The sequence below is a fragment of the Kibdelosporangium philippinense genome (genome assembly GCF_021390435.2).
GTDB classification, from domain to species: domain Bacteria; phylum Actinomycetota; class Actinomycetes; order Mycobacteriales; family Pseudonocardiaceae; genus Kibdelosporangium; species Kibdelosporangium philippinense.
In genome coordinates this window covers 839,110-857,671 of record NZ_JAJVCN010000004.1, presented here as the reverse complement: position 1 = coordinate 857,671, position 18,562 = coordinate 839,110, and the positions used below count along the sequence as shown (strand labels likewise).

Below are 18,562 nucleotides of genomic sequence, written 5' to 3'. Positions count from 1 at the left end.
CCAAGAACTGCTACACAGGGGAACGAGTGTATCCACCTCACCAAGGACCGCGAGACGGCCTTTGGTCGCGCTGGCAGGCGTCCTTGTGCAGCTTGCCGGTCTGCGGCTGGGTCAGCGTCTGTTCGTCGTTTCGCTGGCCGGGCTCACGCTCTGCTGCCATGGATCCTTCACCACCTTCGTCCGGTCTGAGAGAAATCGTTCCGGAGTACGCCGCCAGACGCCAGACGAATATCCGCATTTTCGGCCTTGCGGACCGAATTTTCGGCGGCGATATGCGACCTATTGCCCGTTACGTGGCGAGTGTGACCGCTGGACGGTAACCCACGCGGCGATCGCGGCCCGCCGGGTGACGCCGAGTTTGCCGAACAGCGACTGGATCACGCCTTCGATGGTCCTTGTCGAGAGGTACAGCTTGGCCGCGATCTCCTTCGTGGTGTGGCCGTCCGCGATGAGCAGCGCCACTTCCAACTGCCGCTTGGACAACCCGTCGATGCTGCCGCTGTCCGACGTGGGAACGCCGAGATTCAGCACGCCCATCAGGAACTCCTCGGAGTCCTTGCGGGCCTGCGCCGCGCCACGTTCGTAGGCCGCGTTGTACTCGGCCTCGTCGAGCAGGCCAAGCATCGACTTGCGGACCTGCTCGCGCTGCCGTCTCATCGGGACAAGGCCGCCGATCGCGATACCGCAGTCCTTCTGCAGCTGCTCAGCGCCGCCCTGCAGCTCGACCGCCCGTTTTGCCGCCGCGTTGTCCAGCTGTAGCAACGTGACCAGGGATGCCATCGCCCAGCTCATGCCCTCGACCGACCACAGTGTCCCCCACTTCTCCCGCAGGGTGACCTGACGGGACAACGCCTCCCTCATCAACGCGAACGCGGTTCTGGGGTCGCCGTGCATCAGCGGCGTGAGGCCTTTCGCCCACAGTGCCCAGCTGATCGCCCATTCCGCGCCGCTGGCTTCGGCGTTGACAAGGCATTGGTCGGCCAGTTGCGCGTCATCAGGCGTGCCGACGAGCCCGCCCGCGATCGCCGCGAGCAGCTCGGCCATCGCGTGATCGCCCCGGAAAGCGGGCCCGGCCTCGGCGAACTGCGCGCACGCCCGCTGGAGTACCGGGATCGACTCCTCGGACGCGTCGAAGAACAACGCGTGCGATCCCGCGAAGAACGTCAGCGCCGGGTGGTCAGTGATGCCTGCCTGGCGCGCCATGTCCTGGCACAGGTCAAGGCATTTGGCCGCGGCGGCCTGGTCACCACGGCACAACAGGCCGAATCCCATCAACGCGGTGACGCCGATGCGTTCCGGCCCGACCGGCAGGTCCGCGAGCTCGAGCATCCGGTCGAGCAGTTCGGTGCCGTCGTTGAGCATGCCGAAGAAGAACCACGACCGCGCCCTGGTCAGGTTGAACTGGATCTCCAGCCCGGCAGGGACGGTCTCCGGCGAGAGGGCGCAGTAGTTGACCGCGGCGCGGAAATTGTGCAGATCCGCCCGGATCTGGTTGAGCCACCGCACTTCGTCGGCACTGAACCATCCGGTCGCGGCACCTTCGGCCAATTGGCGGAAGTACGCCCAGTGCGCCGTACGGATCCGCGGTTCCTCGCCTGAGTCAGCGAGCTTTCGCAGTCCGTACTCACGAATCGGCTGCAGTTGCCGGTATCGGCCGGTGGATGTGGCCGCCACGAGCGACTGCTGGACCAGTTCGCCCATCAGGTCGACCACCTCCTCGCGCTCGATCGTGCCGCCGGAGCACACGGCTTCCACCGCGTCGAGGTCGAAACTGCCGCCGAACACGGCGATCCGGGTGAGCAGGACCTGCTGTTGCTCGGTGCAGAGGTTCCACGACCAGTCCAGGACGTGGTGCAGCGTCTTGTGGTGCGGTTGCACGCCACGGCTCACCCGCGCGTTGGTCGCGCTGAGCAGTCGACCGCCGTTCAACCGTTCGAGGATCTTCGCCGAGCCGAGGCCGCTGCCCAGCCGGACCGCGATCAGCTCGAGGACCAGCGGCAAACCCGCCGACCAGCGCACCAGCTCGGCGAGGGATTCGTCGGCGGCCACATCCGTGACGACACCGGCCGCCTGCATCCGGTCGACGAGCAACGTCATCGCCGGCGAGTGTCCACTGTGGTCTACGGCGGTCAGCGACAGCGGTGGGACTTGCACAAGGTGCTCGCCGGCGACACCGAGGTAGGACCGGCTGGTCGCCAGGATCCGCACGCTGGGGACGTCCTCGATCAGGCCGCCGACGAGCTCGCCGACCTCTTCCCACAGGTGCTCGCAGTTGTCCAGGATCACCAGCACTTCGCCGCGGCTGCGCAGGTGCTCGACCAGACCTTCGTACACCGGCCGAGCGGAGTGGTCGACCATTCCCAACGCGGCGGCCATTTCCCGCTCGACCGCGCCGGCCTCGGCCACCTGAACCAGCCGGACAACCGCTACCGCGCCGAAGGATTCGCCGTGCCGCCGGTCGAGTTCCGCGGCAAGACGTGACTTGCCGACCCCGCCCGGTCCGACGAGAGTGACCAGCCGGGAGCGTCGCAAAAGGTCGTGCAGATCGGCCAGCAGCCCGTCACGGCCGACAAAGCTGGTGACTCGACTCGCGAGCTGGTTTCGTGCCCCGTCGCGCATTTGAGTGATTAAATCAGACGGCCAGCGTTCGAAACGGTGGCAATGGGCACATTGTCTTCTCTTCGCCACCGGCCACAAGGGATTTGACCTTGTTAACATTGTGACATGGCTGGCAAGGTCGCTCCCGCACGTCGCAGGGGGCTGGCAGACGAAGTGGCAGACCGGATCAGGGACGCCATTTTCGGCGGCGCCTACCCGCCAGGAAGCCAATTGCGCGAGGTGGAACTGTCCGAGGCACTCGGCGTGAGCCGCGGGCCCGTGCGCGAGGCCTTACTCCGGCTGGAACGCGAAGGCCTTGTCCGCAGCGAATGGCACCGCGGGTCAACCGTGACAACACTGTCCGCGCAGGACGTATCCGAATTGGACAGTCTGCGTGCGGCATTGGAACACCTCGCTGTCGGGCTGGTGATCGCCCACGCTCCGGATGAGGACATAGCGGCCATCGCGGACGCGGCGCGGCGGATGGAACGGGCCTCGGACGAACACGAGATGGTCCGCTGCGACATCGAGTTCCACGACGCCGTTTATGCCGCCACACACCACCAACGCCTCCAGGACGCGTGGCACGCGATTCGTTCGCAGGTCCATTTGTTCCTGCTGACGCGGGTCGGCCTCAATTCCGACGGCTACTTGTCAGCAATTCCCAATGAACACCGCGAGCTCGTTGCCGCCCTACGTGCGCGCGACACCGAAACGGCTCTCGACCTTTTCGCGGTGCATCGCAGGCGCGCTTTTGACGTCCTTCAAGGCCACATCGGCGATTCCGCTGACTGATCAGGCAGCGTCGGCCTGCGCCGCGGGTGCCTGTGCGTTCACCCGGCGCGTAAGGCGTCACTGGACGTTGCGGGGTGCGTCGAGCAGCAGGGAAACCGCCATGGTGGTCGCGTTGTCGCGCGTCCAGATGTCGACGCCGCCCAGCTTCGTGCCCCAGCGCTGGATGATCTCGGGTTCCACGATGTCGGCGATGGCCTGGTAGTACACCTTGAAGGCGCCCCATTGGTTGCCGGGCTCGACCTGCGCGAAGGCGTCGGCGATCTTCGTGTCGGCGACGGCCCGCCGCGTCGTGTGCCACAGGTCGTAGGTGAAGTCGCGCGAGTCCTTGATGTCACGCGGGGTGCCGAGCCGGTGGATGTGCCCGCCGACGAACGTCTCGATGGGCAGCTTGGCCAGTTGGTCGTGCGCGGTAAGGATTCCGGGCACACTGTCGGCCGTGGTTGTTGCCGGGGTAGGACAGCTCGAAACGCTCGCCGCCGACGTTCAGGTGGTAGCGGTCGCGGAAGGTCGTGGTCGGCATCGGCCGGTTCGGGTCACGCGCGATCCGCATGGTCTGCGCGGTTTCCTCGTGCGCGATCCGGAACACGTTGCCGAACGCGGCGGCGCCCGCGATGTGATCGGCGTGACTGTGGCTGTAGATGATGTGAGTCACGCGCTTGTTGGTAACCCGGCGGATAGCGGCGGGCAGGAAGTTGGCCAGGCTCGGCGGAGCGTCGATCAGGACCACGCCGATCCGCGTGACGACGAACGGCGTCTGGTTCCCGCCCGCGGTAACCACATACATCGCGTCGCCGACGCGGTCGAGGATGTAGCCCTCGGGCGGTACCGGGCGCGGCTTGGACTCCAGCGGCAACGGCAGAAACGTCGGTTTCGGGGTCGTCTGCGCGTGCGCCGAACCGGCAAGAGCCGTCGCACTCAAGCCTGCGGCAGCACCAAAAGCGAGTATTCCTCGTCGGGTCAGCTGGTCGGACATCTCGATCTTCCCTTCCCTCGGTCCACTTATTGAAGAACCGCAGTCTTCTGGATACCGGTATCTGTATATCTGTATGCCGACAACGTACACATCAGGCCAGCTCAGAGCACTGTTGAACGTGTCACAGGGATTTCGGGAACACAAAAAGACCCGTTGATGACGATCATCAATGAGCCTTTTGATCTTGTTCAGGAACGCGTGAAACCACCGAAGTGCTCGGGCAGGATCGTCACGGAAACTCCGGCCCCGGCCTGCTGATTGAGCATTTCCAAGATCGCCTCGGACGGCTGGCCGTATATCCGGATGCTCGTCGTGCCGGACAGCGTATCCTTGAAGGACATGTCAGACTCGGCGACCACCCGCAGGTGGTGCTCGAACGAGTCGGTGTCCGGGTGAATCTGGACGAACTCCACCTCGGTGCCGTCGGCGCTGCGGTACTCGTGGAAGCCGATCGTGCGCGGCTCGCGCTCCTGGATGTACCGCACCCAGCCGGGCATGCGGTTCTTCTCGTCTTCGAGCTTGCGGTCGAGCACCTTGTTGGTGGCGATGAAGATGAACGGGCCAGACATGAGAACTCCTCTCAGCGTTGAAACTCCTTATGCGTCCAGTGGACTCATATTTCACGTTAACAGTCCACCGGACTCGTAACAAGAGTCCAGTGGACTGTTATCCTGAATGTGGTGGACGAGATATTCCCTTTTCAGCGGGCCCGACGGCCGGAACAGCAGCTCCTGCGCCGCAAGGCGATCCTCGACGCGGCGCAGGAGCTGCTGGCCGAGCGGCCCGCGCAGGACATCAGCCTGCGCGAGATCGCCCGGCGGCTCGGCGGCTCGAAGTCCGGGATCGTGCGGTACTACGAAACCCGCGAGGCCGTGTTTCTGGAGTTGCTGCAGCGAGCCCGGCAGGAATGGCTCGACGAGCTGGAGGACCGGCTGCCGCCGCCGTCTCACCCCGACGTGGTGAGCCAGGTCGCCGACGTGTGGGCGACTTCGCTGGCCGAGCGCCCGATGTTGTGCGAGCTGTGGAGCGTGCTCGCCGCGGTGCTGGAACGTAACGTCTCGCCCGCGGTGATTCGCGAGTTCAAGCTCGGCAACCGCCAGCAACTGCTCCGCCTCGCCGAGATGATCGCCTCGCGTGTGCCCGGCCTCGACTCGGAGGCCGCCATTGAGCTCGTCAACACTTCGGTCGTCGTGATCGTTGGGCTGTGGCCGTTCGCGAATCCCGGCCCCGCGGTTCGCGAGGCGATCGACGACCCCCGGCTGACCTCCTCACACGTCGACTTCGCGCAGACGTTCAGCCGAGATGTACGAGTTCTGATCACCGGCCTGCTGACCATTCGCAACTAGGCGGACAACCGAGAACCTTCGCAGCGGACAAATCCAGCCGCCGCAAGGCCTAGGCAGCGTCCGTGGTGGTAGCTGGCTCAGGTTCCGGGTCGCTCAGCTGCTCACGGATGTAGCTCCACACCACGCCGATCATGGCGGCGAGTGGAACCGCGACCAAGCTGCCAGTGATGCCCGCCAACGTGCCGCCGAGTGTGACCGCCAACAGCACGACGGCCGCGTGCAGGCCAAGGCTGCGGCTCTGCAACATCGGCTGGAACACGTTCCCTTCGAGTTGCTGCACAACGACGATGATGGCGAGCACGATCAGCGCATCCGTCGGCCCGTTAGACACCAACGCGATGAGAACAGCGACAAAACCCGCGAACAACGCACCAACAATGGGTACGAAGGCCGCGACGAACGTCAGCACAGACAAGGGAAGTACCAACGGCACGCCGACAATCCAGAGCCCAAGCCCGATGAACACGGCGTCCAGCAGACCAACGAACGCCTGCGACCGTACGAAGGATGCGAGCGTCTCCCAGCAACGCGACGCCACAGTCGGGACGTCGTCAGCAAGACGGCCGGGCAGTTGCCTCGTCAGCCACGGCAGAAACCTCGGGCCGTCCTTGAGGAAGAAGAACATCAGGAACAACGCCAGCACTGCCGTGATCAGACCGTTCGCCACCGCGCCCACGCCCGTGACAGTGGCGGAGAGAATGTCGCCGATGCTGTTCTGCACGCGGGCGACCGCGGTGTCGAGGGCCGCGCTCACCTGATCGTTGCTGATGTTCAACGGTGGCCCGGCCGCCCATTCACGGAGTCGCGTGATGCCATCGATCACGCCTTGGGTCAGCTCGTCAGCCTGAGCCGCGACCGGGACTGCGATCAGGGCGATCGTGCCCATTGAGCCGAGCAGGAACGTGACCGTGACGGTTGACGCGGCCAGGGCAGGTCGCCATCCGTGGCGTCGGAGGAAGCGGGTCATCGGCCAGGTGAGCGTGGCGAGTAGGAGGCCTATGACCAGTGGCCAGATCACCGGCCACATCCAGCCAAGGATCCAGAGTCCTGCCGCCGTCATCAGCAGGACCAGCAGTATGTCCAAGGAGACGCGTGCCGAGATACGCAACGCGGTCCGGGTCTTGGTGGCGTTCAGCGTGACGCGCATTCGGTCACTTTAGACATCCAGGGGCCGGTGAGGAGGGAAGGACGCGGTGGTGGGGCCGGTGTTGTTGCGGCTCTGCTTCGCTTCTGGTGTGTGCCCTTCATGGTTTGGCTTCGGTTTCCAGCTGGGTCGCTGTGGCCGTGTTCCTGTTCCAGCGTTGTTGCTGTGGCTTTGTTCCTGTTCCAGCGTTTCGGTGGTCACCGCGACTCGATTTGATGTGATGAAGGAGCGGGGCCTCGCTCCTGGTGGGTTCCGAGCGGACACTCGGGTTTGCCTTAAATCTCACGCAAGGGAGGCCCCTGGTGTCTGAGTATGACGGACAACAGTACGTCGGGATCGATTTACATCGGCATCGGTCGGTGATCGTGCGGTTGAACGCCGCTGGTGAGCGACTGGACGCGGTGCGGATCGACAACGACCCAATGACGTTGATGGCCGAGATCGGCAAGGCCGGACGGTGCCCGGAGGTGGTGCTGGAGGCCACGTATGGCTGGTATTGGGCCGCGGACGCGCTGGCCGAGGCGGGTGCGCGGGTGCATTTGGCGCATCCGCTGGGGATCAAGGGCTGGACCACGCGGCGGGTGAAGACCGATTGGCGCGACGCGGCGGATCTGGCCGAGGTGTTGTGGCGGGGCCGGTTGGCTGAGGGCTGGATCGCGCCACCGCGGGTGCGTGGCCTGCGGGAGCTGGTGCGTCACCGCGCGAAACTGGTCAACCTGCGGACCGGGGTGAAAGCCGGGGTGCACGCGGTGCTGGCCAAGCAGGGCGTCCGGCTGCCGGTCAGTGATGTGTTCGGGGTCCGGGGCCGGGCCCTGCTGGCCGAAGCGCCGTTGGATCCGCCGTTCCGGGCGAGGGTGAACAGTCAGTGCCGGTTGATCGAGGCGTTGGGTTTCGAGATCGCCGTGGTCACCAGTCTGATCACCCGCCACGTCGCGGCTGATCCGGGATACCTGGTGCTGCAACAGATCCCCGGTGTCGGCCCGATCCTGGCCGCGGTCCTGATCGCCGAGATCGGTGACATCACCCGGTTTCGCTCGCCGCGGCAGTTGTGTTCCTGGGCCGGGCTGACCCCGAAACACCACGAATCGGACCGGAGCGTGCGCCGGGGCCGGATCACCAAACAGGGCTCTCGGCTGGTGCGCTGGGCGGTGGTCGAAGCCGCCCAGAAAGTCCCCGCCGGCACAGGCTGGCTGGTGGCCACCCGGGAGGGGATCCAGGAGCGGCGGGGCCGCAACATCGCGACCGTCGCGGTCGCCCGCCGCCTGCTCACGCTGGTGTTTTATGGCCTGCGGGACGGACACATCCGCGCCCTGCACCCGCGGCAGGCCGGATGAGGACTGGTCGTGACCAGGCGCGGATCGGCCCGTGTCTGACCCCCACCCCCGGGGTGGCGTGGTCGTCGATTTGATTGATCCCGCCTGGCCACGGTCGCACCTCACCATGCACACACCCAGCGGATAGATGACCGACAACCAGCCCCCGAGGGTTGGTCTTTGTCACCCGGACTATTTCCGGGCACCGGCGAACGCGACCACACACCTCACACGAACCCACCACGAAAAAAGGGGACCACACCACACAATTTTCCTGGCTTGAATAGCGTGACATCTCCGACGGTATCGGCGTCAAGACCACGCCCCTTCCTGCGGAAGGGGTGGCCCTCCGGGCCAGTCATTGACCCCCACACCGCGGACCTCCCTGCCCGCGATCGCCAGAAAAACCCAGAAAAACAATCCCCCGGACTTGACCGGCCCCGCTCCTTCATAGATGACACGGGAACCCAGCGCGGCAATGCCGCTGACTTATTTTAAGGGCGTTCTCGCACCTCAGAGGTGGCCTGCGGGCGTGGGGCGCGAGGTTGATCTTGAGAGGTGCGGAACGCGAGTGGCCCGACCCGCAAGCACCGCGTACCCGCGCCACCAATGGACGGGACTGTCCACAGTGGCCTTCATTCACGCCCGCCACGATCCACGAGGGGAACCTTTGGCGCGTTGGACGCCGCGAAGGTGACCTTCACGGCACCAACCCGGGTAACAGGAGTGACGCACGGGGCAAGTGAGACTCATGCGACGATCAAACGTCCATTGTGGACATCAACGCCACCGACAATCGACCCTGCGCCGCTTGCGACCAGCCAGAATACTTAAGTCAGTGGCATCGCCCCGCGCGGCAATGCCACTGACTTAAGGTTTGGTGGGGAGTTGATTGTTTTTAGGGTTGCGGATAGACGACGGGTTGTTCTGGTGAGAATGTTCTTACTAGGGAAGATCTGGCGTGGATGGCGATGACGAATAGTGTCCGTCGGCGTGGATGGCGTGATTGATGACAGTCGGTATCGAGTGGTCGATTCCATCGGGATCGGCATTCTGACGCGCCTGTTCCATCGAGATCTGGTCGATGAAGTACTGATGGCCACTGACTGAGGTAATCTCACCAAGATTCTGGTTCGTTTGTTGAGCCGCGAAGCTGCTCGGACGAGCGCTGGTCGATGTACTGGGGAGTGGTGAGACCCGGGGAAAGATGGGCGGGGAGCCCTTGGTAGAACTGGATTGCGAAGATCAAGTCCGGACCAGAAGGCTCCCCGTGATTGCGTATCGTGCCATGCTCGATGTCCCGCGTGAACTGGCCCTCTACCTCAGCCGGCTGCTGCACGCCGAACGCCGCCGACGCGGCACCCGCAAGAACAGCAGGGCGTTGACCTGCTTTCGCCACGCGGTGCTGGGCCTGCGCTGGTTCCGGCAGAACACCGACGTCCCCGCCCTGGCTCGCGATCACGGCATCTCCCGCGCCACCGGCTACCGCTACTTGGATGAGGTCGTCATCGTGCTCGCCGAGCAGGCGCCGGACCTGCATGAGGCCCTGCAGCGGGCCAAGGATGAGGGCACGGCCTACGTGATCCTCGATGGAAAGGTCTTCTCCGCCGATCGCTGTAGCGAGAAAACGTTGAGCGTGAAAGGCGAGCCGATCGACCTGTGGTACTCCGGCAAAGCCCGCGAGCACGGCGGCAACATCCAAGCGCTGTGCGCGCCGGACGGTTTTCCGTGGTGGGTCTCGGATGTCGAGCCCGGTTCACTCCATGACTTGACCGTGGCGCGCGAGCATGTGCTGGGTGCGCTGTACTGGGCCGCCTCGCACCTTGATCTGCCGACGCTGGCCGATGGCGGCTACGACGGTGCCGGCATCGGCGTGCACACCCCGGTCAAACAGCCTGCCGATGGCCAGGTCCTCGACGTGGACACCCGCACACGCAACGCTCTGCTGCGTGGCCTACGGTGTCTGGGCGAACGTGGTTTCGCCCTACTCACCGGACGCTGGCGCAGCCTGCGGCATCTCACCGCCAGCCCCAGCAAGATCGGCGACATCGTCAAAGCCGCCCTTGTCCTCACGCATTTCGAACACGGCAAGATCGCGTGAAAGTCGCTGAGATCACCTCACTGCGAAGGGCAACGGACACGGCTGCTACCAGGTCGTGTCACCATATATTTCGTACTCGCGCTGTGTTTGTTCAGCGGCGAGAGCCACGAGGAAGTCATGCGCAAACTCGTCCAGGGACTGCGATATTTCGGCAGCTGGACGGACAAGTGGCATGTCCCCACCAGCGGCGCGCTCACCAAAGCTCGAGCCCGGCCGGGAGAAGACCCATTGCAGATACTGTTCGAACGGGTCGAGGTCCCCCGTGCGCAGCCTGCCACCCGGGGCGCGTGGCTGCGTGATTGGCGACTGATAAGCCTCGACGGAACCGTGCTCGATCTCCCCGCCACCAACAACCAAGGTGACTTTGACACACCCATCAACCCACGGCAAAGTCATCACCAGTTGAACAGGTGACGATCGGGAGGAACGCGTGGTCACGCTGGTAGTCGCTGGACTGCTCGCTGGCATCGTCACGAGCATCTCTCCCTGCGTCCTTCCCGTCCTTCCCGTCGTTCTGACCAGTGCGGGAACCCGAAAGCCGTACCGGATCGTCGCTGGACTGGTCCTCAGCTTCGGCTTGACCACACTGTTCGGCGCGATCTTGCTCAACTCGCTGAACTTGCCCAATGCCCTGTTACGCACCGCGGGAATCGTCGTCCTGGTCCTGCTCAGCCTAGTACGGCAGCAGCCATTCGGGTTGTGACCTGTGGGGATGTGTAGCTGGGGCCGGTGGCGACATGGGGCAGCCGCCTGTTGATCATGTGTTTGTGAGAACTACAGGATCGCAGGCGGCTGCGGCTGCCAGGATAGGTGCTCGGTTGGCTGGGCGGAAACTGGGTGAGCTGTCCGAACGGCTGCGTTCGTGTTTTCGGCGGATCGAGCCGTTCGTGCAGGCGCGTAAGTACGTGCGGGCGGTGACAAGCGAGCTGCCGAAACGGAACGGCTGGACCATCGCTGAGTATGTCGGGGACCGGACACCGGATCGGACGCAGCGGCTGCTGAACCGGGCGGTGTGGGACGAGGCCGAGGCGATGGCGCAGATCCGGCGGTTCGCGGTGTCCGGGTTGGAGGAAGCGGCCCGCAAGGGCGGGCGCCGGCGCGGGAAGTTGGTGATCGGGGCGCTGGATGAGACGGGGCAGCAGAAGAAAGGTGAAGCCACCGCGGGTGTCAAACGGCAGCATCTGGGCTGCGCGGGTCGGGTGGAGAACGGGATCAACACGGTGCACCTGTCCTATGTGCGCGAAGGTGTCGGGCATGCGTTGATCGGGTTCCAACAGTGGATTCCCGAAGAGCACATCAGCGACCCGGTGACGTCGCTGCGCTCGGCGCTTCCCCTGGATCTGACGTTCCGCACCAAAGGACAGTTGGCCATCGACATCTGCACGACGGTGGCCGCGGACGGGTTCCGGCCTGATTTCTACTGCGGGGACGAGGTTTACGGCAGCTGCACCGAGTTGCGGGCCCACTTCGAGGCCGACAAGCAAGCCTATGTGCTGCGGGTTCAGAAGAACTTCCGGATCATCCTGTCCAGCGGCATGGAGCTGTCCTGCGACCAGGCCACGAAGACATTGCTGAAACGCGAGCGACAGTGGGAAATCCGCTCGGCCGGCAAGGGCTCCAAAGGCGACCGGTGGTATGCCTGGGCCTGGATCGCCACCAACTCGGCCCGCCACTACCTCCTCATCCGCAAACACCTGCGCACCGGCGAGTTGGCCTTCCACTACTGCTACGTGCCCGAAAGCGCACTGCTCACCAAGACCCGGCTGATCCGCGCCGCCGGGCTGCGTTGGCCTGTCGAGGAAGGATTCGAGTTCGGCAAAGACTGTTTCGGCCTGGACCAGGCTCAGGTCAGGCTCTACACCGCGATCGCCCGACACGCCGTGCTTGTATGCGCCGCTCTTGCGGTCTGCGCGGTCACCGCCGCACTGCTCCGCGACCGCACCGACAGTCAAGCCCCCGAACCCCTACACCCCGACCAGCTCCCACCCGCTGATCCCGGCCTGATCCCGCTCACCATCCCCGAAATCAAGCATCTGATCGCCGGCACCACCACACCCCGACCACCTGGACACGCAACCCACTGGGTGAACTGGCGCCGCAGGCATCAAGCACGATCACGCTGGTTCCACAAACGCGCCAGACTCGCCCGCGACATCAAGATCACCCAGGTCAGCTAACGAATGGCTGCTGCCGTACTAGGCCTGATCTCCCGCCGAATCGGCGAGCTGCTGGAACGCCCATTCATCCGTATCCGCGGGAAAAAGCCCAGCGGAAACGGCTTCCTCACCGGCCTCGCTCTAGGCGTCTTGTACGTCCCGTGCGCAGGCCCAGTCCTAGCGACGATCACGGTTCTCGGAGCGTCCGGCCAAATCGGCCTCGACCCCTTTTACTCACCGCAGCCTTCGCCATCGGCGTGGGCATCCCATTGCTCGTAGTAGCCCTGGCCATCAGTCTCAACCTCACGGACGGCCTGCAGCTCACGGTCCCCGACTACACAGCCGCTCTCCAAAAAGCGATCGAACTTCCCGGCGCGCCACAGCAATTGAAAGAGCTGACAGCCGCGCCTGAACTGACTGGCATCACGGCATGGCTCAACACCCCCAAGCTGAGCATCGCCGACCTGCGGGGCAAAGTCGTCCTCATCAACTTCTGGACCTACAGCTGCATCAATTGCCAACGCGCACTGCCGCACATCCAAGCCCGGGAACAGACCTACAGGGACTCGGGACTCATCGTCATCGGTGTGCACACCCCGGAATTCGCCTTCGAGCACGACATCAGCAACGTCACCGACCAGGCGCGAGCCCCCGGCATGCGGTACCCGGTAGCGATCGACAATGACTACGCCACATGGAAGGCGTACAAGAACCGGTACTGGCCGCCGAGTACCTGATCGACGCATTTGGCCAGATCCGGCACACCCAGTTCGGTGAAGGTGATTACGCCCAAACCCAGCAGCAGATCCGTCAGCTCCTCCTGGAAGCCAACCCCATCGCCAAGTTGCCCGCTCCAACAGACGTCCCCGACAAGACACCGACCGGAGCCCAGACCCCAGAGCTCTACCTCGGCTACCGGAACGCTGAAACACAACTGATTCCCGACCAACCCACGAACTACCAGTTCCCGAAAGCCACAAGGCAGAACGAGTTCGCCCTGGCAGGGACATGGACAGCTGGAGCCGAAAGGCTCGTCGCAGGCGACGGTGCCGAGCTGAAACTGGACTACCAGGCCAGGAAGGTCCACCTCGTCGTCGGTGGCACGGGAGCGGTCACCAGTGAAGGCAAGACGATCCAAGTGTCCGGCGCGCCAACCCTGTACACCCTGGTCGATTCGGACACTGCGAAGCACGCGGTGCTGGACCTCAAACTCACGCCCGGTGTCGAGGCATACGCCCTCACCTTCAGGTGACCGGAAACACCGGTGCGGCACAACGAATGCGTGCTATCTTCGAGACAGAACCCGGACGAGCGCGTCGTACCCGGTCAAGCAAAGACGACGCAGTGATGTTGGAGCTACATTGCTGCGGAGGTCGTCATCATGGGGTGGATCGCTCTTCTGGTTTCCGGACTGTTCGAGACCGTCTGGGCCGCTGCCCTCAGCGCGTCTCGCGGGCTGACGAAACCTTTGCCTACCATCATCTTCGTTGCCGCGCTTGTGATCAGCATGCTTGGCCTTGGGTACGCATTGCGAACAGTCCCAATTGGCACGGGGTACGCCGTGTGGGTCGGCATCGGCGCCGTCGGCACCGCTGTGTACGGCATGGTTGCGATGGGTGACCCGGCGTCGGCCGGACGGATCACTTGTCTCGTGCTTATCGTCGCGGGCGTCGTCGGGCTCAAGGTCTTGCACTGACGTAGGTTGTAGTCATGGCAGAACGTCGCGGCCGCAAGGCGAGGACAGGTGTGGTCTCCCGCGTGGAGCAGCTCACGCCGCACATGGTGCGGGTGGTTTTGGGCGGTGAGGACATTGCCGAGCTGACTGTCGGCGAATACACGGATCACTACATCAAGATTCTCTTTCCGCCGCTGGGCGTGAGCTATCCCGAGCCGTTCGACGTCGGCGTCATCCGCGAGACGATGCCCGCGGAGGCTTGGCCGGTCATTCGGACGTACACGATCCGTCGCTGGGTCGCGGAGACTCCGGAGATCTGGGTCGATTTCGTGGTGCACGGCGACGCCGGGATCGCTGGTCCGTGGGCAACGCAGGCCAAGCCTGGCGATCTCGTCCGGTTCATGGGTCCCGGCGGTGGCTACGCGCCGGATGCCGATGCTGACTGGCACCTTCTTGCCGGTGACGAAAGCGCCCTGCCGGCCATCGCGTCCGCGTTGGAGAACATGCCGTCCGGCGCGCGTGCCAAGGTGTTCATCGAGGTTGAAGACGCCGACGAGGTGCAGAAGCTGGAGACGCCAGCCGACGCCGACGTCAAGTGGCTGTACCGCGAAGGCCAGCCTGTCGGCGAGCACCTGGTGACGGCGGTGCGCGCGGTCGAGTTCCCGGCAGGCCGGGTGCAGGCGTTCGTCCACGGCGAGGCGAACTTCGTCAAGGAGCTGCGCCGCTACCTGCGCGTCGAACGGGAAATCCCGATGTCCCAGCTGTCCATCTCGGGCTACTGGCGCCGGGGCATGGACGAGGATGGCTGGCAGTCCAGCAAGCGCGAGTGGAACCAGCAGGTCGAGGCGGAACAGGGCGCCTGAGTGGACGTCCTCCTGTTCCGCGCGCTGTGGCTGGACGAATCCGCGTGGGATGACGTCGTGCCTGTGCTGGAGGAACTCGGCCACCACCCGGTGCCGATCGCCCTTCCCGCGCAGGCGTCGACCACCCTCGACGACCAGGTGTCCACTGTGCTCACCGCGGTCGACGCGGCATCGGAAAAGCCTTTCGTCGTGGGACATTCGGCCGCATGCACGCTGGCGTAGCTGGCTGCCGACGCGCGACCGGACAAAGTGGCCAAAGTGGGCCCCGGCTACTGACCGAGGATCTCGCGCAGTCGGCGATGTAGCGCCTCCCGCACCTCGTCCGGGGAGATCACCTGCAGCGTCGTTGCCCGGCTGATCAGATACGTGGCCAGGTCGTCGGCGTCCACACCACCGATGGTGACCAAAGTGGAGCAGTCGGCAGCGGGTTCGTGCACGCCGCGTCCTGGTGGGACGATCCGTTTCGCCTGGTCAACCGGGACAGGCAGGCGAATGGTGGTGTAGAGCGGGTAATCGCTGACCAGCATCTCGGCGACGAGACGCGCGGCGTCCGGCGGATCCACCAGATGCACCGCGTGTCCGGTCGTACGCGCGTCGATCACCCGGTCCGCGCGGAAGGTCCGCCACTGTCCTTTCGCGACATCCATGGCGACGACGTACCACCGATGACTGGTACGCACCAAGCGATACGGATCGATCTCCCGGATCGTCTCCCGCGCGTTCATGTCCCGATAGGACATTCGAAGCCGCTCGCCACGACGGCACGCGGAGGCCAGTTCAAGCAGAACCGCTGAAGAGACAACGGATTCACCGATTCGCGGGGTGTGCTCGACGGCCGCGTTCAATCCAGCCAACCGGTCCGCGAGCCGCGGAGGCAAGAGGCGTTGCAACTTCAGCAATGCGGACAGCGCGGCCTGATCCCCGCCGAGCACCCCGCTCAATGCGGCTTCCCGCAAGGCAACAGCGACGGCGAGCGCTTCCTCGTCGTCAAGGCGTGACATCGCGAAGTTGCGTGATCTCGGTTACGGCATCGAATCCGACCCGGGTCGTCCTTACCAGGACAGAAGCTGTCCTGGTTTCGTCATACCGTGGCGCCAGTCAGGGCAAATCCCATGAACAGGAGCCGAAAATGACCGTGGCGAACCTCGATGACTTCAAGGCGTTGGAGCCGTTCTTCGATGTGATCAAGGAGGGACTGAAGGGCAAGGTCGATGGCGAGCAGTTCTTTGACCTGCTTGCCGACGACATCGTCACCGAATTCGTGGTGACCGTGCCGAGCTACCCGCGACGGGTCGAAGGCCGCGACGCGCTTGCCGAGCTCTATCGGCCCTACGGGGACACGATGCAGCTGGAAAGCGCGGGTGACCTGGCCGTGCATTACGACCGCGAGGCCTCGGTGGTGGTGCTGGAGTACTCGGTGCAGGGGCACGTGGTGGAGACGAATCGCCCGTACACCAACCGTTTCGTGTCGGTGATCACCGTGACCGACGGGAAGGTGACGCACTGGCGCGACTACCTGGACAGCTACGCGGTGATGCAGGCGTTCAACGACGACCTGCCAGCCTGGGAGTGAACACACTACCTGCGTGCACGCAAACTTGCGTGCACGCATATTTTCTCCTAGCGTGGTGCCATGCGAGCACACGGCAATCACCTATGACACGGGATTCGTCCGCGACGGGACGATCTCTCGCCAGAATTTCGACCTTGACCTGGTCAAACGCGAGCTCGGCATCATCCGCGACGACCTGCGCTGCACCGCCGTGCGGATCACCGGCGGCAACGCCGAGCGACTGGAGCAGGCCGCCAAAATTGCCGCTGACCTGGGCTTAGAGGTCTGGTTCTCGCCCTACCCGCTTGAACTGACCGCCGACGAGATGCTGGCGCTGTTCACCGATTGCGCCGAGCGCGCGGAACAGCTCCGAGAGCAAGGCGCGGAGGTCGTGTTCGTCGCCGGAGCCGAGTTGACGTTGATGAACAAGGGATTCCTGCCCGGCGACACGCAGGAAGATCGGCTCGAAGCGCTGTTGACCGAGCGGGACCGTCTGGCCGAGCGGGTCAGCGAGATCAGCGCGCGCGTGAACGAGTTCCTTGGCAAGGCAGTTCCGCTTGTGCGGGAACGATTCGGCGGCAGAGTCACATACGCGGCCATACCACTGGAGCGTGTGGACTGGTCGCTTTTGGACATCGTGAGCGTGGACCTCTACCGATCGGCCGAGGTCGCCGACCAGTTCGCTGACGGCGTCCGAAACATTGTCGCGCAAGGGAAACCGGTCGCGATCACGGAGTTCGGCAGCGGCGCCTACCGTGGCGCGGGTGACGCGGGCGCCCGCTTCATGGAGATCGTCGAATACGACAACGGCCAGCCAGCCCGGCTGAACGGCGAGTACGTCCGCGACGAAGCTGGCCAGGCCAGATACATCCGCGAGCTACTGGAAACGTTCAATGACGGCGGCGTGGACAGCACCTTTGTGTTTCTGTTCGCCCTCGACGGCTTCTTCGATGAGCTCGACATGGCCAGTCCCAGCATCGTCAAGATGCTTGACGGCGAACACGGCACGACCTATCCCGACATGCCTTGGGAGCCAAAGGCCGCGTTCGCCGCCATCGCGGACTACAACAGGAAAGCCGTCAACGCGGCCACCAGCTCAACAGGAGCCTCTTCGGGAACCCAGTGACCACAGTTCGGAACCACTACACTATGGACATCGGACGCGCCGAGTTTCATTGTGTTCGCAACACCTTCACCGGCGCTGCCCGCTCCCCCGACCGCCAGGACGGGCAACGTCAGCAGCCGGGTTTTGCGCCGCTCGTTCTGCGCGATCGTCTCGTCAAGCGCGCGGTACCACTCGAAACTTCCGCGCAGCGCCTCAGGATCACGCGCGAGCGTCCTGATGTAGTACCTGACGGCGTAATCGGGCAGTTTCCGCACGGCTGACCCGGCGAACTTCGCTCCAAAGTAGACATCTTCCCTGCCACGGACAAGCCTTTCGTTCACCTCGGCGGGAAGCCGGTTGAAGCCGAAATGTGACAGCCGCTCGTTTGCCTTGCTGGGCAACAACAATGGCGGTGATTCAGTCAAACCGGGGATGATCGCCTCGGCAACGACGAGGCGATCAAGACGGTCCGGGTGATCGGTGGCCACGGCATAGCCGATCGACATCCCGGTGTCATGCCCGACCATGGCAAAGCGCTGGTGGCCAAGGGCGTCCATCAGCGCGACCATGTCGTTGGCAAGAGTTCCGGTGTCGTAGCCGGTTTTCGGCTTGCTGGTCAGGCCCATGCCCCGCTGGTCGACGGCGATGACACGGAACTTCTTGGCCAGCGCGGGCATTGTCAGGCGCCAGGCGTACAAGGTCTGCGGCCAGCCGTGCACCAGAAGCAACGGCGGGCCGTCGCCGCCGACGACCACGTGCTGACGCAACGCACCCGTATCCACGAACCGGCTCACAAAGCCTGCTGGAAGTTTCGGCAGGTCAGCGGCAGCCACCGGAGCGTTGGCGGCGCCTAGACCAAGCGATAGGGCACCTGCGCTTGTGCCACGGATCAGCGTGCGTCTGGATACGTTCGGCATAAGCCGAACCTATGACGGCCGCGT

General features: G+C 64.4%; 22 protein-coding genes and 1 riboswitch. Of the genes, 14 read left to right on the top strand and 8 right to left on the bottom strand.

What is annotated here, in order from left to right; translation table 11 throughout:
- Nucleotides 1-37: 37 nt before the first annotated feature.
- A complete protein-coding gene (locus LWC34_RS57540; RefSeq protein WP_284051893.1) occupies nt 38-160 on the bottom strand; it encodes a hypothetical protein in 123 nt (40 codons plus the stop codon).
- Between the two features lie 119 nt (nt 161-279).
- Entirely contained in the window at nt 280-2,619 is a 2,340-nt protein-coding gene (locus LWC34_RS46775) for a helix-turn-helix transcriptional regulator (protein WP_233731826.1), read from the bottom strand.
- Nucleotides 2,620-2,724: 105 nt separating this feature from the next.
- Here LWC34_RS46775 and LWC34_RS46770 point away from each other — a divergent pair, with 105 nt between their 5' ends.
- Entirely contained in the window at nt 2,725-3,393 is a 669-nt protein-coding gene (locus tag LWC34_RS46770) for a GntR family transcriptional regulator (RefSeq protein ID WP_233731825.1), read from the top strand.
- A 57-nt stretch (nt 3,394-3,450) separates the two neighbouring features.
- Here LWC34_RS46770 and LWC34_RS46765 read toward each other — a convergent pair whose 3' ends face one another.
- From LWC34_RS46765 to LWC34_RS46755, 3 genes are all read right to left on the bottom strand, one after another.
- Nucleotides 3,451-3,819, bottom strand: a complete 369-nt coding sequence (locus tag LWC34_RS46765; RefSeq protein WP_233731824.1) for a hypothetical protein — start codon at nt 3,817-3,819, stop codon at nt 3,451-3,453.
- The gene (locus LWC34_RS46760; RefSeq protein ID WP_233731822.1) at nt 3,725-4,366 is read right to left on the bottom strand and encodes an MBL fold metallo-hydrolase; all 642 of its coding nucleotides are present in this window, start codon (nt 4,364-4,366) and stop codon (nt 3,725-3,727) included. Before LWC34_RS46760 ends, LWC34_RS46765 begins: the two co-directional genes overlap by 95 nt.
- 188 nt (nt 4,367-4,554) lie before the next feature.
- Nucleotides 4,555-4,935 (bottom strand): hypothetical protein, encoded by a 381-nt coding sequence (locus tag LWC34_RS46755; protein ID WP_233731820.1) that lies wholly within the window; start codon nt 4,933-4,935, stop codon nt 4,555-4,557.
- A gap of 111 nt (nt 4,936-5,046) precedes the next feature.
- Here LWC34_RS46755 and LWC34_RS46750 point away from each other — a divergent pair, with 111 nt between their 5' ends.
- Complete coding sequence (locus LWC34_RS46750) at nt 5,047-5,712, top strand: TetR/AcrR family transcriptional regulator (RefSeq protein ID WP_233731818.1); 666 nt, start codon at nt 5,047-5,049, stop codon at nt 5,710-5,712.
- Nucleotides 5,713-5,761: 49 nt separating this feature from the next.
- Here LWC34_RS46750 and LWC34_RS46745 read toward each other — a convergent pair whose 3' ends face one another.
- On the bottom strand, nt 5,762-6,859 hold the full coding sequence (locus LWC34_RS46745) for an AI-2E family transporter (protein ID WP_233731816.1): 1,098 nt from the start codon (nt 6,857-6,859) through the stop codon (nt 5,762-5,764).
- Nucleotides 6,860-7,158: 299 nt separating this feature from the next.
- Between LWC34_RS46745 and LWC34_RS46740 the strand changes: the two genes are divergently transcribed.
- The 10 genes from LWC34_RS46740 (at nt 7,159) to LWC34_RS46695 (ending at nt 15,186) form a co-directional block, all read left to right on the top strand.
- Nucleotides 7,159-8,190 (top strand): IS110 family RNA-guided transposase, encoded by a 1,032-nt coding sequence (locus LWC34_RS46740; RefSeq protein ID WP_233725474.1) that lies wholly within the window; start codon nt 7,159-7,161, stop codon nt 8,188-8,190.
- Between the two features lie 1,249 nt (nt 8,191-9,439).
- Nucleotides 9,440-10,270: a transposase family protein gene (locus LWC34_RS46735; protein WP_233722715.1), complete on the top strand. Its 831-nt coding sequence runs from the start codon at nt 9,440-9,442 to the stop codon at nt 10,268-10,270.
- A 6-nt stretch (nt 10,271-10,276) separates the two neighbouring features.
- The gene (locus tag LWC34_RS46730; RefSeq protein WP_284051942.1) at nt 10,277-10,684 is read left to right on the top strand and encodes a transposase domain-containing protein; all 408 of its coding nucleotides are present in this window, start codon (nt 10,277-10,279) and stop codon (nt 10,682-10,684) included.
- A 16-nt stretch (nt 10,685-10,700) separates the two neighbouring features.
- Nucleotides 10,701-10,973: a hypothetical protein gene (locus tag LWC34_RS46725; protein ID WP_233731814.1), complete on the top strand. Its 273-nt coding sequence runs from the start codon at nt 10,701-10,703 to the stop codon at nt 10,971-10,973.
- 130 nt (nt 10,974-11,103) lie between these two features.
- Nucleotides 11,104-12,447 (top strand): IS701 family transposase, encoded by a 1,344-nt coding sequence (locus tag LWC34_RS46720; RefSeq protein ID WP_443667751.1) that lies wholly within the window; start codon nt 11,104-11,106, stop codon nt 12,445-12,447.
- Between the two features lie 236 nt (nt 12,448-12,683).
- On the top strand, nt 12,684-13,163 hold the full coding sequence (locus tag LWC34_RS46715) for a redoxin domain-containing protein (protein ID WP_233731812.1): 480 nt from the start codon (nt 12,684-12,686) through the stop codon (nt 13,161-13,163).
- Nucleotides 13,121-13,678, top strand: a complete 558-nt coding sequence (locus tag LWC34_RS46710; RefSeq protein ID WP_233731810.1) for a hypothetical protein — start codon at nt 13,121-13,123, stop codon at nt 13,676-13,678. Before LWC34_RS46715 ends, LWC34_RS46710 begins: the two co-directional genes overlap by 43 nt.
- Nucleotides 13,679-13,706: 28 nt before the next feature.
- A riboswitch (guanidine-III (ykkC-III) riboswitch) is annotated at nt 13,707-13,772 on the top strand.
- 35 nt (nt 13,773-13,807) lie between these two features.
- Entirely contained in the window at nt 13,808-14,122 is a 315-nt protein-coding gene (locus tag LWC34_RS46705) for a DMT family transporter (RefSeq protein WP_233731808.1), read from the top strand.
- Nucleotides 14,123-14,136: 14 nt separating this feature from the next.
- Nucleotides 14,137-14,964 (top strand): siderophore-interacting protein, encoded by an 828-nt coding sequence (locus LWC34_RS46700; protein ID WP_233731798.1) that lies wholly within the window; start codon nt 14,137-14,139, stop codon nt 14,962-14,964.
- Complete coding sequence (locus LWC34_RS46695; protein ID WP_233731796.1) at nt 14,965-15,186, top strand: hypothetical protein; 222 nt, start codon at nt 14,965-14,967, stop codon at nt 15,184-15,186.
- A gap of 47 nt (nt 15,187-15,233) precedes the next feature.
- Here the strand turns inward: LWC34_RS46695 and LWC34_RS46690 are convergent, their stop codons facing one another.
- Nucleotides 15,234-15,965, bottom strand: coding sequence for a helix-turn-helix transcriptional regulator (locus LWC34_RS46690; RefSeq protein ID WP_233731795.1), 732 nt, complete (start codon nt 15,963-15,965; stop codon nt 15,234-15,236).
- Between the two features lie 128 nt (nt 15,966-16,093).
- On the opposite strand from LWC34_RS46690, the gene LWC34_RS46685 reads away from it, so the two are divergent.
- Nucleotides 16,094-16,537: a nuclear transport factor 2 family protein gene (locus LWC34_RS46685; protein ID WP_233731794.1), complete on the top strand. Its 444-nt coding sequence runs from the start codon at nt 16,094-16,096 to the stop codon at nt 16,535-16,537.
- Nucleotides 16,538-16,592: 55 nt separating this feature from the next.
- On the top strand, nt 16,593-17,642 hold the full coding sequence (locus LWC34_RS46680) for a glycoside hydrolase family 113 protein (RefSeq protein WP_233731792.1): 1,050 nt from the start codon (nt 16,593-16,595) through the stop codon (nt 17,640-17,642).
- Here LWC34_RS46680 and LWC34_RS46675 read toward each other — a convergent pair.
- A complete protein-coding gene (locus tag LWC34_RS46675; protein WP_233731791.1) occupies nt 17,579-18,538 on the bottom strand; it encodes an alpha/beta fold hydrolase in 960 nt (319 codons plus the stop codon). The genes LWC34_RS46680 and LWC34_RS46675 overlap by 64 nt on opposite strands.
- Nucleotides 18,539-18,562 lie beyond the last annotated feature (24 nt).

Excerpts from the sequence above, each read along its gene's own strand:
- LWC34_RS57540 (WP_284051893.1), bottom strand. The coding sequence starts at position 160 with ATGGCAGCAGAGCGTGAGCCCGGCCAGCGAAACGACGAACAGACGCTG.
- LWC34_RS46775 (WP_233731826.1), bottom strand. The coding sequence starts at position 2,619 with ATGCGCGACGGGGCACGAAACCAGCTCGCGAGTCGAGTCACCAGCTTT.
- LWC34_RS46770 (WP_233731825.1), top strand. The coding sequence starts at position 2,725 with ATGGCTGGCAAGGTCGCTCCCGCACGTCGCAGGGGGCTGGCAGACGAA.
- LWC34_RS46760 (WP_233731822.1), bottom strand. The coding sequence starts at position 4,366 with ATGTCCGACCAGCTGACCCGACGAGGAATACTCGCTTTTGGTGCTGCC.
- LWC34_RS46755 (WP_233731820.1), bottom strand. The coding sequence starts at position 4,935 with ATGTCTGGCCCGTTCATCTTCATCGCCACCAACAAGGTGCTCGACCGC.
- LWC34_RS46745 (WP_233731816.1), bottom strand. The coding sequence starts at position 6,859 with ATGCGCGTCACGCTGAACGCCACCAAGACCCGGACCGCGTTGCGTATC.
- LWC34_RS46710 (WP_233731810.1), top strand. The coding sequence starts at position 13,121 with ATGGAAGGCGTACAAGAACCGGTACTGGCCGCCGAGTACCTGATCGAC.
- LWC34_RS46705 (WP_233731808.1), top strand. The coding sequence starts at position 13,808 with ATGGGGTGGATCGCTCTTCTGGTTTCCGGACTGTTCGAGACCGTCTGG.
- LWC34_RS46700 (WP_233731798.1), top strand. The coding sequence starts at position 14,137 with ATGGCAGAACGTCGCGGCCGCAAGGCGAGGACAGGTGTGGTCTCCCGC.
- LWC34_RS46690 (WP_233731795.1), bottom strand. The coding sequence starts at position 15,965 with ATGTCACGCCTTGACGACGAGGAAGCGCTCGCCGTCGCTGTTGCCTTG.
- LWC34_RS46685 (WP_233731794.1), top strand. The coding sequence starts at position 16,094 with ATGACCGTGGCGAACCTCGATGACTTCAAGGCGTTGGAGCCGTTCTTC.
- LWC34_RS46675 (WP_233731791.1), bottom strand. The coding sequence starts at position 18,538 with ATGCCGAACGTATCCAGACGCACGCTGATCCGTGGCACAAGCGCAGGT.